Below are 13,122 nucleotides of genomic sequence, written 5' to 3'. Positions count from 1 at the left end.
GTTTAAAAGAGAAATTTCACCCATACTAACTTATTCCTTTAGCATACATTTTTTAACTCTAAAAAAAATAAAAAAGATGGGTTAAATAATTCTAACCCATCTTTTAAATTCAAAACTAAAACTAATTCAACTGCTATATTTATTTACAAAATTTAATTCCATAACGGATGTTGTTCTAATACTTCAGATACATCTATAGCTCCTTGCGATATTGGCCAAACATATTCTTTAGTGTCAAAAACAAATGTTCCAAATGTAACACCTCCTGCAGCACCACTAGGAATAGGGAATAATGCTTCCGTTGCTGGGTTTGAGATATCGGTTCTAACAAATATCTGATCTACAAAAGAATTAAATGTCCCATCTGGGTTAAACGATTTAATATTTAGAGATTTTTGATCCATGTTCAATACCGTTTCAGCTAGTGCCCATCTTCTTAAATCCCAATACCGTTTACCTTCAAAACAAAACTCTACAGCACGTTCATCACGAATTAAATCTCTTACATTAGATTGAGAAGGGTGCGTAGCTGCACTAACTGGAGGTAAAGTCACATCTGTACGACCTCGTATTTCAGAAATCCTATTATAAACTGCAGCGCTTGGTCCTGTAGCTTCATTTTCTGCTTCTGCTGCCATTAATAATAAATCTGCGTACCTGTATACAATAAAGCTAGCATATCCATCAAATAATCCATGCCCTTCCTTATCCCAATACTTTTGACATGAATAACCTGAAACATTGGCATCAAGATCACTATCTAAAATATAATCTGTACCAGCAGTAGCATCCAATCCATTAAAGATTCTATCTGGTTTACTACCATCTACATAAGAAATCACTGATCCAGGGTATAGAAATGAATAAGCAAGTCTTGGATCTCTATTTGCAAACGGGCGTTGCGGATCATATAAAGGGCTCAAATTAATAGGTAGCCCATCTGTACATGGATATTTATCTATTAATTCCTGAGCTCCTTGCATAGTACCTTCTCCACCTTCACTTTTTAAACGAAAACGTCTAGAGCTTGTACTATTTCTAAAAGTTTCATCTAATCTTACTTTTTCTAAAATAATTTCTTTTTGAGCATCTGTAGAAGCTTGAAGACCTGCCGTAAACAGTCCTGAATAGCTTTCAGCTAAACCGTAACCTTGTGAATCAGCTTCAGCAATGGCTGCATTGGCAGCTGTCAATGCCTCAGCATAGGTAGCTCCTCCAGATTCATTATAACGAGATGCCGTATATAAAAGTAAATCTGTTTTCAAGGTCATAGCTGCCAACTTAGTTAACCTACCTCTTTCCGAACGCTCCGAAGGCAAGTTACTTATTGCCGAATTTATATGTTTGAGAGCTTCGGCTAATATTAGTGCCTTATCCGAAGAGGCTACATCTCCTTCTTCTGGCAATAACACTTTTGTTACTAATGGCACATTTTCATAAGCTCTAAACATAGCAAAATAACGATATGCCAACATATAATATACTTGCCCGTCTAAATTTGCCTTAACTTCTGCCTGTAAGCCATCAAAGTCAGCCACTGCATTAAAATACTCGTAAGCATGTCTTATTGAGCTATAGTCAAAATATCTACTTGTTAAACCTGTATTTGTAGGACTTATATTCCCATTACTCAAAATTGAACCAGCTTCATTTCCTTTATTTCTTATCGAAATATCAGTTCCATAATCCAAATCTATTTCACTACTAGTAGGGATACTCCATTGGTAAGTTGAGTTAACAAACAGTTCGAAATCACCTTGTGATTTAAAAAATGTATCAGGGCTTAATGTATTTAAATTAGCCACATCTGTAGGATCTTCGCAACTTGCAAAAAACAAAATCACTATTGCTATACTAAATATATATTTTTTCATAATTCTATAAATTATTTATGATTAAAAGGAGATAGAAAGGCCTAAACTTAAATTCCTAAGATTACTTAAGTAAGCTCGTGAATCTGTTGAAAAAATTTGATCTGCTTCTGGATCAATAGGATCGTCAAAACCATTGGCTATAGTAAACAGGTTTTCACCAGTAAAATATATTCTAGCTTTTGTAATACCTATACCTGTTGATTCTAATGTTTTACTAGGAATGGTATAACCCACTTGTAAATTTTTTAGCCTTAAATAAGCATAGTTTCGTAAATTCCAATGACGGCTTTCACCACCAAAAGGCCACAATCCTCCAAACAATCTCCCAAAATCATTGGTTGGTCGTGTCCATGTTGCCCATTTATTAGGATTGTCAAGAGAAAATGCATTTTGAGCTGTGCTTCTTAAAATTGCTGGTCCCGGTCTATATCCTAAAAAATAATTACCACCATTTTGTCTAGGCTGCCACCGTGAACCAACTCCATTAAATATAGCTGATAAATCAAAAGCTTTATATTTTACAGAAAAGTTAAATCCGTAGATATGGTGTGGTACATTTGATTTACCAAAAGGTCTTCTATCATCACCATCTAAATCACCATCGCCATCGGCATCTATAAACCTTATATCTCCAGGGCGTGCATTATATAAATTACCATCGGCATCAATTTCTGCTTGACTAACATACAGTCCGTCTGTTAATAAACCATACCATTCACCAGTAGCTCTACCATTTGCAGTTATAGTGCTGCCTGCAAACCCATTATATTTTGGATCTAAGCCTGGAATAGCACCTCCTCTATCATAATCAACAACTTTATTTGTAGCATCAGAAATATTGAATCCTACACTATAACTAAAATCCCCTCTGGTTTCTTGCCAGTTTATCTCAAATTCCCATCCTCTATTTTCTATACTAAAAAGATTAGTTAGAGGAAATGATTGTCCAAAAGTTGTTGGTGCTGGATTACGTGTTAAGATATCATTAGTCTCATCAAAAAAGTAATCAAAAGACCCTGTTAATCTATTGTTTAAAAACCCAAAGTCTAACCCTAAATTACGACTGGTTTTTTCTTCCCATTTCAATCTGTTATCTACAGGCGTTCCTAAAAAAGCTCCTGTTACTGGACTATTCCCAAAAGCTGTAACACCAGAAGGTGTATTTAAAAATTGTGTGAAAGGATATAAATTATCTCCTTGATTCCCTACTTTACCCCATGAGGCTCTTAATTTTAAATTGCTTACGAAATCTACATTATCCATAAAGGATTCCTTACTTATGGCCCAAGCTCCCGATACTGAAGGGAAATAAGCATAACGTTCTACCGGTGAGATTCTAGAAGAGCCATCTCTACGTAACGTTCCTTCTATAAAATATTTCTCTTTATAATTATATTTAAGTCTTCCAACATAAGATTTTAAACCCCACTCTGAAGCACTACCAGAAGCATTTTTCTCTTCATTACTTCCTACCGAACCATTAATCTCTCTAAGGTTATTGTTGATAAAATTACGCGCATTTCCGTTAAGCTCATCATAGCGATTTTTTTCTGTTGTATATCCAATAAATCCATAAAGGTTATGATCTCCAAAACTTTTTGTATAGTCCAAACTAACTAAAGTATTGTAATGAAATTGTTTTGAAAAGGTCTCATCAACACTTGTAGTCCCTTCAAATCTAAGCAGGCTGCCATCCTCATTATACAAAGGAACTCTTAAACGTTGTCTATTAAAGGCTGAATGATTTAATTCTCCTCCTAATGCAACATTGAAATTTAAACCATCTAATATTTTATATTTTATATCAATATTTGCTCTAAATTTATCTCTGTCGTCTTGCCTAGTCCCTGAATTTTCTAAAAGATACACAGGGTTTCCTGCTGCTGCCCAAGCACTATGATTATACTCTCCATTAGGATGTCTAAAGGGTACTGTCGGATCTGTTAAAATAGCTGAACGTAAAAGGTCATAATATCCATTCCAATCGTTAGCCGAAGGAGCATTTCTATCCTCTTTTATATAACTTAAATTTAAACCAAGGTCTAATTTTTCAGAAGCTTTAAAATCTAAATTTATTTGTATTGATTTTCTTAGAAATTCATCATTAGGAATCAACCCATCTTGCTCTAAGAAACCTACACTAGTATAATATTTAAGTTGCTCAGACCCTCCTGAGATATTAACATTATGATTTTGTTGAAAAAAAGATTTTGGAATCCAATCTCTCCATTCAGAAGATCTAGGAAAACCACCTGTACCCGATTCTGCATCAGCTATTTGTGCATCACTCCAAACTGGATTATATGCAGCTCCCGTAGCAGTTGCATCATTTTGTTGTGCCGTATTTGCAAACCTCATATACTCAGCTGTACTTAGGAAGTCTAGGTTGTTTAATATCTGAGAAGATTGAAACCCCGCTTGTCCATTATAATTTATGGAGAGCCCTCCTTCTTTTCCTCTTTTAGTTGTAATTAAAACAACTCCTCCAGCAGCTCTTGCTCCATATATAGAAGCTGCGGCAGCATCCTTTAAAATAGAGATATTTGCAACATCTTCTGGGTTTACATTATTGAATTCAGTTGCAATTCCATCTACAAGTATTAGCGCTCCAATATTACTAAAAGTACTTCTTGATGCCCCCCTAATATCAATATTAACAGGGCCAGCTCCTGGACGTCCAGAAGCTTGTCTGAGATATAACCCTGGAGTTGAACCTTGTAATGCTCCTGTTAAATTAACAGTAGAACGACCTTGGATATTTTCTACGTCAACCGATGTTATTGAACTTGTTAAACTAGATTTTTTCTGTGTACCGTAACCTACAACTACAACTTCGTCTAAACTAGCGGCATCTTCAACTAAAGTAATATCAATATTGGTTTGGTTTCCAACAACTGCTTCTTTTGTTGTGTATCCCAAGTAAGAAATAACAAGTACGGCATTCTGGTCTGCTACTATTAATGAAAATTTGCCATCAAAGTCAGCTTGTGCCCCATTTGAGGTTCCTTTTTCGATAATGTTCGCTCCTGCAAGTGGTTGGCCTGATTGATCCGTTATAGTACCTGAAACTTTGTGTCCTTGCTGTATATTTACAGCATTTAGATTTTTTTTCTTTATGAGAATATCATAATCATTAGTTATTATGATTTCAAAATCACCCTGTAATAAGCTTCGTTTAAGTAACTTATTGGTTCTGACAACTCCTTTTTTTACATGTACATTAGGGAAATCTTTAAATATACCTTCTTCGTAAAAAAAATTGTAATCTGTTTGATCCATGATTAAGTCGAAAACCTCATCAACAGTTAATGTTTTATCTTTTTCTATTTTAATTTTAGAGTTTTGTGATACTACATTTTCTGGTGTTAAGGAAAAAACCGTCGCGCAAAATAAGAAAATGAATGTTCTCATAAGGGTCATTAAAAGTTGCTTTCTATATAGAAAACAAGTATTACTTGATTTAATTTTCATAAATTTGTATGTTATTAGTTAGTTAAACATTTAATTAATTGATAATAATACAAGGGGATAGAGTTTTAAACTTTTGCCGGTTAAACTTTATCCTTCTTTTTTTTTGATAGTTCTTTTTATTTCATAGGCTATAGTTTTAGATGTTAATAATTTATTTTAATAATATCGTTTTATTCTTTATTTCGTATTTATCAAGTTTACTAGACAGCATAATTGATAGAATTCTTTCAATACTCTGGTTTTTATTCAAATTACCTTTGAATTTAACCGATTCCAAATCCTTATTTACAAAAACTACATCAACATCGTACCATCTAGATATTACTTTCATTATGTCTTTTAATGGTTTTCCTTTAAAGCTAAAAATGCCCCTTTTCCATGAAATTTCTCCTTCTACATCAACTACAGCAATAGTCATACTACTATTTAGAATATTCAAATTTGACTGTTGATTTGGAGTTAAATTTTGTTTTAAAATACCATTATCTATAGTCACTTTGCCTTCCACTAATGTTGTGTAAATTCTGGTCTCATCTTTATAAGCTTTTATATTAAATTCAGTCCCTAAAACTTCAACTTCTTGGGCATTATTAATTACTCTAAATTTTGAACCTTTGTGATTGATACTATGAGACACATCAAAATATGCTTCACCATAAACGAGTTCAACTTTACGTTCTTCTCCTTCTATAAAAGATGTAGGGTACTTTAATTGTGTTTCAGAATTAAGCCATACTTCTGTGCCATCTGCTAGTTTTACATGGTATTGACCTCCTCTTGGGATTGTTAAATAGTTATATGCTATTTCTACTGACTTATCTTTACTTGCTTCATAAACTATTTCTTCGCCATTACTACTAGCATTTTTAGTTTTGAATGTATTGCCTTTTTCTAATACTACTACCGAACCATCTTCTAAGGTTAATGTTGCTTTGTCGGTACCAGGTATTATGGTGTTAGTATTTACTATTATTGGAGTTGAGCTTTCTAAATCATTATTAAAAAAGCTGTCTCTAAAAAAATAGCTTGTCGCTAGGATTCCTACTAATATTGCAGCAGCTGTATAGCGCCAAATATAATTTTTCTTTTTAGTTGGTTTTGTGGTTTGTCTTTTTGAAATCTTTAGGATATCATCATGGATTCGGTTTGCAACCTCCAGCTCCACTATCTGTTTTTCATCAAGAAGTTCTAACACCTCCTCTACAGAAGGTATCTGACTAGATTCTTTGAGGCTTTGAATATAAGCAATGACTTCTTCTATTTCTTGCTTGTTGCATTTATTAAGAATAAACTTTTTTAAGATGCTTTGAATGTGATTACTTGGATGCATGATATACTTTATGTGTATATAATACAGATGAGGTTGGTGTAAGTACTACTCGATACTTACTTTTTTAAAAAAATGGAATTTATTCTAACCATCTAGACGATAGAAGTGTGATTAAAAGTGTAACATCACCATGGGTTTGTAAGAAATCCTTAATAGTTGCTAAAGCCTTGCTCATTTGTCCCTTGACTGTACTCACTGAAATATTTAACTCTTTACTAATTTCTTCATAGCTTTTACCTTCATTACGAGACATTTTAAAAATAATCTTGCGCTTCGGTGGCAGCTGTTCAATAGCATTGTTTTTAATAATCTCATAATCATGTTCTGCTATTTTATCTTCAATAGGATTATAGAATTCTTGGCTTTCGTAAAATACTTCTTCCTTAAGTTTTCTATTATTAGCCACTTTACTTATAAGATTGAATGTGAGATTTCTAGTAATTGTAAAAACATAAGACTTGAAAGATAAATCGGGGTTTAATCGGTCCCGATGCTGCCAAATTTTCAAGAATACGTCTTGTACAATTTCTTCTGCGAGTACTTTTGTTTTAAGCATGCTTATACTATATGCATACACATCATTACGGTATGTATCAAAAAGTTTACGGAATGCTTTGTTGTTACCTCCTATAAGTTCCTTAATTAAAAACTTTTCGTTAAATACTTTCTTACCTGACATTATTACAAAAAATTATCTATATAATTATACCGTATTTAATTATGAATTCCACATTGGGGAATTGAATTCTAAATAATAAAACTGCTCAATATTAAACAAATTTAATTAATTCTTAACCGAATCGGGATTCCAGAACATGAATTAATCATTTCTAGAATATCGCAGTTCTTGTATAGTCCTGACCTAAGACACCATAAAATCCCATCTCTCTACATACTAAATTTTTCTATCAAGTAATTACTTACTCGTCATTATTCTTTAGCCTCTGTATCTCTAACTAATTATCTTCTGCACCACTTTCCCATAGTTATCTTGCGTTATTTTCATACTAAAACCCCCTAATAATTCACTAACAATTTCCATAGGTATATCATTATACAACAACACAATACTTGCAAAAATTCTTCTAGCCATATGTATTGTTAGTTTCTTTTCTATACGTTCTACTATTGAGTACAATGTTATGCAGTACTATATAGCAATATGTAGTTTTAGATATCTTCTTTCGCTGTTCTAAAAGTAATATGGAGGAGTATAAATCTATAAAGGTCAGAGCATCGATTGAGAAGCTTTTAAGCTCGATTCCCTCCAGAAACTTAAGTCTTAAAAACAAAGCTATGGTTTGAGCATATATTTAATCCACCAAAACCAAACCAATTACAAATCACTGATTATAAACATATTGTATAAATATAATATAGCCCTCTACAACCTAAGTGTTAAACAAAACATTTATTAAATTTTGGAAATGTAAATTGAAAAGCAAGTTTGATTTATTGTTCGCGCGTATAGTTTAGCAAAACAAAAAAGCCTTGAATATATATATTCAAGGCTTTATCAATCTCTAAAAGTGGTCCCACTTGAACCTTTTTTTAATTGAATCTATGTTATGCTATTTTAACTCAAAATACGCAAATCCCCTTTACATCAAGGCATTACGACTTTATTCAAATAATATACTTATCTTTGAAATCCACACAATTAAAGAATATGTTGTCCCTAATGTTGTCCCTTTTTTAATAAAGAAACAAATATGAATACAATACAATCAACCTCAGGAACAGTTAAATTTAGATTAAAACAAAGTAACAGTATAAAAGAAACACCAATAATCTTTGACTACAGCTACGGAAGAGGAAATAGACTAAAATATTCTACAGGATTTAAAACATTTCCAAAGAACTGGGACTCAAGAAACCAAAGGATTAGAGCTGTATCTACAATAAACAATAGAGAAGAAATAAACAATCGCCTTAAAGAAATTGAACTGAAATTTGTAAAAGCTCTTTCAAAGATAACTGAAGAAGAAAAGCAAAACAAAGATGTTCTTAAAACAATATATGATAAAATAAAAGGTCGAAGAACCAATACTCATGAAGCTAAAATCAAATTCATTAAATACGCAGACGATTTCACTGAAGCGCATGATAAGAACTTAATTAATGCTGCTAGCATGAAATTAAGCCCTGGCACTATTAGATCATACAAACAAACCATAAAACAAATAAAAAACTTTGACAAAGAAAAAAACTATCAACTAGATTTTGATAAAATCGACATGGCATTTTATTATGCTTTTGTAAATTTTTTGGAAGAAAAAGGCTTTTCTTTAAACACGGTTGGAAAACATATAAAAAATGTAATTGCCTTGTTAAATAGAGCGACCGAAGATGGCGTAAACACTAATTTAAAATATAAACACCGAGACTTTAAAAGGGTTTCAGAAGAAAGCACTTCGATTTACTTAACAGCCAAAGAAATTGACGATTTATATAAATTGGATTTATCATTTAATAAAGATTGGGAAAGAGCCCGAGACATCTTTTTAATTGGATATTACACAGGTCAAAGGGTTTCTGATTATAACGGTCTTAGCAAAAAGAATATAAAAGTATTTGATAAAAAAAAGGTTTTCGAAATACATCAAAAGAAAACAAAAAAAACAGTTTTTATCCCAATCCACCCAAAAATAAAAGACATTATGAATTTGCGTTACAAAGGTAGCCTACCAACTAAACTACCTGACCAGCAAATCAATGAGTATATCAAAAAAGTCGGAAGAAAAGCAAAAATCAAAGAAGGCATAACAACCAAAATTACTATTGGAGGAACCATTAAAGAAGAAACCATACCCAAACACGATTTAATTGGCACCCACACTGCACGACGCTCATTCTGTACGAATGCTTATTTATCAAAAATGCCTGTAATTGATATTATGGCATTAAGTGGACACACCACGGAAAAAGAATTTTATAACTATATTAAAGTAACTCCTCAAGAACGCGCGGTTAAAATTGCAGATTCAGCCTTTTTTAAATAACCAAAACATTTAAATCAAACACATGTATCAAAATATATTTGCCGTAGACAAAGTTTCATTTAAAGACAGAAAAAACACTGATGAAGCTTCTTCAGAATACGCACTAAACAATTACAATTATTATAAACCTAGTCTTGAAAAAGATTTTTACTTGAGAGTTTTTCTCAAAAAATCATTATTTGAGATTGACATTTTAGAATTAGAGGACTTTCTCTCTTTTCAATATGAAAACTCTAAAGATGAAGAAAAACTCATAAAAACTTTAAAACTAAAAATACTTCCATCAACTGAAAAAATAATTAACAACGCAAATTTTTCACTTGAAGGAGGTGACTATTTTGATCAAACAGCATTAGAAGACGGATTTGTTAAATCCGATGGCTTAGTTAAACATAGAGAATTTGAATTTAGCATGTTCTATCACTGGGCTGCATGTAAGAATCTTATAGAAGATTTACAAGAAAGAAAAACAATTCTGTTAGATTATATAAAAATGACAGAAAGCTTAAAAAACAATAACAATCTTAATCTATTAAATTGGCACGGTAAACCTAGTCATCTAGCTTTTTTTATAAGTCAATTAATAGAAAATGGATACATAGAAGCTCCAAAAAAAGAAAATGGAGAAATTCATTATAAAGCATTAGCTATTGAAGTGCAAAACTCATTTAAAATAAGAAAAGAGGTTAAAAGAGAAACACTAAGTAAATTCATGAGCCCTGATAATGAAAAAAACCAATCTTTGAAAATAAGCTTTGAAAAAGCAGAATATTATATGCCTCATTCTAAGCTTTTAGGCTAGGTGCCGACACCCTCCGGCACCTGAATCCTCCAATTCGTTTCCAATATTTGTAGTGTAGAATAATCAAATATTGTAAAATGGATTCAAAACCAACTATTTTTTACCAAGCTAACCCAGAGGATATTACCTCAACTATCCTCATTGGTGTTGATAAGAAAATAGAAGACTGCTTTAAGAAATTTAAACAATCTCAAGAAGAGAACGAACAATTACTAACAGTTGAAGAAACCTTAAACCTACTTAAATGCTCCAAACAAGCACTCTGGAATTGGAGAAAAAACGGCATCTTACCTTCATACAGGTTAGGTAACCGCGTGTATTACAAAAAGAGTGACATCTTCGCAAAACTCGTAAAACAAGATTAGTATGATTGGTTTTGTTTTACTACATAGAGAGATTATGGATTGGGAATGGTATCAATCTCCCGAGACTACAAGAGTTTTTATTCATCTTATTTTACGCGCCAATTATTTAAATAAAAAATGGCAAGGAATAGAAATTAAAAGGGGGCAATTGGTAACCTCGAACAAACACCTATCTACAGAATTATCATTATCAATCCAACAAATTAGAACCGCGTTAAAAAAACTTGAATCCAGCGGTTACATAACGCGCCATACAACAAACAAATTCACTTTAATAACCCTTATTGGCTATAGCGACAGGCAATCATCTAATGCAGTAATTAACAATCAAAACAAAACATTGATAACAAACAGAAAACATACGAGTAACAATGAATCAACAACAACTAAAAAAAGTAATAATAAAAAGAAATTAAATAATGAAACAATAGAGCAGCGTAAAGAAAATTTCAAAAAACAAGTTTTTGAACACTCTAATTATTCAAATAATATTTTATCCTCTTTTTTTAATTATTGGAGTGAATTAAATTCTAAAAAAGGCAAAATGCGGTGTGAAAAAGACGATTTTTTTGATATCAAATTACGATTAGAAAAATGGCAATCAAATGAAAAACCAACAACATTCAATAACCAAAAAAACAATACAACTTCAAACAGATAATCATGGAAAATTTAAACTCAAACACCAATGAATCCAACAATATTTTTAATCAGATTAAAATAAGCCTTAAAAATATATCGTTAGAAAAAAAAAGGGATCACCCATTTAACAAAGACATTTTATGGAAATTATTTTTAACTGAATTTCATAATTTACAGGGCAAACCTTTTCTTTACGATGATATTATCGCAAAAAACATCGAACCTATATTTCATTATTTTTTAGAATCAGATACGTTTTTCAATTGTGAAAACTTACGCTCAGACATATCCGCTCCTTCTTTTAGAAAAGGTTTATTACTTTTTGGAAATGTAGGAGTTGGAAAAACACATATAATGGAAGTGTTTGAATTAATATTTAAAAAATACCGCCCTCATAGATTTAAAATAATTCCGACTTATAAAGTTGTCGAAAAGTATGAAGACATAGAGACTTCCGAAGATCGTAAACTTTTTTACAAAAATTTCACAACTGGCACCATTCTTTTTGATGACTTAAATTCTGAAAAAATGGCTAATAATTATGGTCATGTAAATATTATGAAAGAAATACTTATACGTCGCAGCTCATTGGACTATAAAACGCATTTAACAATTAACCCTCTGTCTGGTTTAGAAAATGACATAAATGGTTCACTTTTAAAATTAGGTGATCATTATGACCAAAGAATGGCTGACAGGCTATATGAAAACTTTAATGTTATCCAATTCAATGGAAAAAGCATGAGAAGATAAAACGTTAAATTAAACCTATTTTAACGTTTTATTCCAAAATAAACCAACAATTATGGATAAAAACTGCAAACATTGCTATGAAACATTCATCGCCAGAAGGCGTAACCACATGTATTGCTGTATCAGCTGTAAGACTATGGCAAGCTACAAAAGAAACAACTACAAGTATATCGCTGGGCATTACCAAAAACAACTCACAACCAAACCTGAAGGTAGTATTTTTCCAGTAACCAAAAAGATTGAAGGAACAATCACGTCATTAGAGAACCGTGTTCAGAAAATGGACAAAATCAATGTACCCTCCATTGCGAACGCCGCACTAGGATCCTTTGTCTCTAACACAGCCGTACATGGTGTCAAACGATTATTTACACCTAAAACGCTTCCTGCGACTAAAGGTGATATTGATAAATTAAAAAAGGATATTAATGAAATAAAGCGATTACTAAATAATAAAAGTGATTTTGATGTTTATTAAATTGGTTAGAATAATTAATATAATACATCATGAAAACAATCTTATTACATAACATGACACCTGAAGAATTAAAGGACGTGATAATCAGCGAAATAAAAATAGAAGCTATTTTACTTAAAGCGAAAGAGAAAGAAAATTATTCCGTGCAAGAAGTTTCTAAACTGTTAGGCTGTGCAGAATTAACAATCTATAATTACATTAAAAAGGGGCTACTCCCAGCTTCTAAAATAGGCCGAAATTATATTATTAAAAAATTAGATATTGAAAATACACTTAAAAAAGTAAAATCATTAAAATATAAAAGGAGAACATATTAGTTATGCTCCTTTTTAAAACACGAAAAAATCCTACAATAACAATGATTCTTACAATTTCTTTTATACCTTTAATCTCTCTCTCAAAATT

12 protein-coding genes are annotated in these 13,122 nt (G+C 31.8%); 7 read left to right on the top strand and 5 right to left on the bottom strand.

Annotated elements, in window-relative coordinates; all coding sequences use genetic code 11:
• Positions 1 to 152: 152 nt before the first annotated feature.
• The 5 genes from Q4Q47_RS08800 to Q4Q47_RS08780 form a co-directional block, all read right to left on the bottom strand.
• Complete coding sequence (locus tag Q4Q47_RS08800) at positions 153 to 1,874, bottom strand: RagB/SusD family nutrient uptake outer membrane protein (RefSeq protein ID WP_303306289.1); 1,722 nt, start codon at positions 1,872 to 1,874, stop codon at positions 153 to 155.
• Positions 1,875 to 1,895: 21 nt separating this feature from the next.
• Complete coding sequence (locus Q4Q47_RS08795; RefSeq protein WP_303306288.1) at positions 1,896 to 5,285, bottom strand: SusC/RagA family TonB-linked outer membrane protein; 3,390 nt, start codon at positions 5,283 to 5,285, stop codon at positions 1,896 to 1,898.
• A 211-nt stretch (positions 5,286 to 5,496) separates the two neighbouring features.
• On the bottom strand, positions 5,497 to 6,675 hold the full coding sequence (locus Q4Q47_RS08790; protein ID WP_303306287.1) for a FecR family protein: 1,179 nt from the start codon (positions 6,673 to 6,675) through the stop codon (positions 5,497 to 5,499).
• A gap of 79 nt (positions 6,676 to 6,754) precedes the next feature.
• On the bottom strand, positions 6,755 to 7,354 hold the full coding sequence (locus Q4Q47_RS08785) for an RNA polymerase sigma factor (protein WP_303306286.1): 600 nt from the start codon (positions 7,352 to 7,354) through the stop codon (positions 6,755 to 6,757).
• A gap of 273 nt (positions 7,355 to 7,627) precedes the next feature.
• Positions 7,628 to 7,813 (bottom strand): hypothetical protein, encoded by a 186-nt coding sequence (locus Q4Q47_RS08780; RefSeq protein WP_303306285.1) that lies wholly within the window; start codon positions 7,811 to 7,813, stop codon positions 7,628 to 7,630.
• Positions 7,814 to 8,387: 574 nt separating this feature from the next.
• Here Q4Q47_RS08780 and Q4Q47_RS08775 point away from each other — a divergent pair.
• The 7 genes from Q4Q47_RS08775 to Q4Q47_RS08745 all read left to right on the top strand — a co-directional run bounded on the left by Q4Q47_RS08775 (position 8,388) and on the right by Q4Q47_RS08745 (position 13,034).
• On the top strand, positions 8,388 to 9,677 hold the full coding sequence (locus Q4Q47_RS08775; RefSeq protein WP_303306284.1) for a site-specific integrase: 1,290 nt from the start codon (positions 8,388 to 8,390) through the stop codon (positions 9,675 to 9,677).
• Between the two features lie 22 nt (positions 9,678 to 9,699).
• A complete protein-coding gene (locus Q4Q47_RS08770) occupies positions 9,700 to 10,479 on the top strand; it encodes a hypothetical protein (RefSeq protein ID WP_303306283.1) in 780 nt (259 codons plus the stop codon).
• Between the two features lie 77 nt (positions 10,480 to 10,556).
• A complete protein-coding gene (locus tag Q4Q47_RS08765) occupies positions 10,557 to 10,844 on the top strand; it encodes a helix-turn-helix domain-containing protein (RefSeq protein WP_303306282.1) in 288 nt (95 codons plus the stop codon).
• A 1-nt stretch (position 10,845) separates the two neighbouring features.
• Positions 10,846 to 11,505: a helix-turn-helix domain-containing protein gene (locus Q4Q47_RS08760; protein ID WP_303306281.1), complete on the top strand. Its 660-nt coding sequence runs from the start codon at positions 10,846 to 10,848 to the stop codon at positions 11,503 to 11,505.
• 2 nt (positions 11,506 to 11,507) lie between these two features.
• Entirely contained in the window at positions 11,508 to 12,239 is a 732-nt protein-coding gene (locus Q4Q47_RS08755; protein ID WP_303306280.1) for a hypothetical protein, read from the top strand.
• Between the two features lie 136 nt (positions 12,240 to 12,375).
• Entirely contained in the window at positions 12,376 to 12,717 is a 342-nt protein-coding gene (locus Q4Q47_RS08750) for a hypothetical protein (protein ID WP_303306279.1), read from the top strand.
• A gap of 29 nt (positions 12,718 to 12,746) precedes the next feature.
• Complete coding sequence (locus tag Q4Q47_RS08745; RefSeq protein WP_303306278.1) at positions 12,747 to 13,034, top strand: helix-turn-helix domain-containing protein; 288 nt, start codon at positions 12,747 to 12,749, stop codon at positions 13,032 to 13,034.
• Positions 13,035 to 13,122: the final 88 nt, after the last annotated feature.

Origin of the sequence: Flavivirga spongiicola (genome assembly GCF_030540825.1) — a bacterium.
Classification (GTDB): Bacteria; Bacteroidota; Bacteroidia; order Flavobacteriales; family Flavobacteriaceae; genus Flavivirga; species Flavivirga spongiicola.
The sequence above is the reverse complement of the archived record's forward strand: the minus strand, read 5'-3'. Positions and strand labels throughout refer to the sequence as shown.

Excerpts from the sequence above, each read along its gene's own strand:
- Q4Q47_RS08800 (WP_303306289.1), bottom strand. The coding sequence starts at position 1,874 with ATGAAAAAATATATATTTAGTATAGCAATAGTGATTTTGTTTTTTGCA.
- Q4Q47_RS08795 (WP_303306288.1), bottom strand. The coding sequence starts at position 5,285 with ATGAGAACATTCATTTTCTTATTTTGCGCGACGGTTTTTTCCTTAACA.
- Q4Q47_RS08790 (WP_303306287.1), bottom strand. The coding sequence starts at position 6,675 with ATGCATCCAAGTAATCACATTCAAAGCATCTTAAAAAAGTTTATTCTT.
- Q4Q47_RS08785 (WP_303306286.1), bottom strand. The coding sequence starts at position 7,354 with ATGTCAGGTAAGAAAGTATTTAACGAAAAGTTTTTAATTAAGGAACTT.
- Q4Q47_RS08775 (WP_303306284.1), top strand. The coding sequence starts at position 8,388 with ATGAATACAATACAATCAACCTCAGGAACAGTTAAATTTAGATTAAAA.
- Q4Q47_RS08770 (WP_303306283.1), top strand. The coding sequence starts at position 9,700 with ATGTATCAAAATATATTTGCCGTAGACAAAGTTTCATTTAAAGACAGA.
- Q4Q47_RS08765 (WP_303306282.1), top strand. The coding sequence starts at position 10,557 with ATGGATTCAAAACCAACTATTTTTTACCAAGCTAACCCAGAGGATATT.
- Q4Q47_RS08760 (WP_303306281.1), top strand. The coding sequence starts at position 10,846 with ATGATTGGTTTTGTTTTACTACATAGAGAGATTATGGATTGGGAATGG.
- Q4Q47_RS08755 (WP_303306280.1), top strand. The coding sequence starts at position 11,508 with ATGGAAAATTTAAACTCAAACACCAATGAATCCAACAATATTTTTAAT.
- Q4Q47_RS08750 (WP_303306279.1), top strand. The coding sequence starts at position 12,376 with ATGGCAAGCTACAAAAGAAACAACTACAAGTATATCGCTGGGCATTAC.
- Q4Q47_RS08745 (WP_303306278.1), top strand. The coding sequence starts at position 12,747 with ATGAAAACAATCTTATTACATAACATGACACCTGAAGAATTAAAGGAC.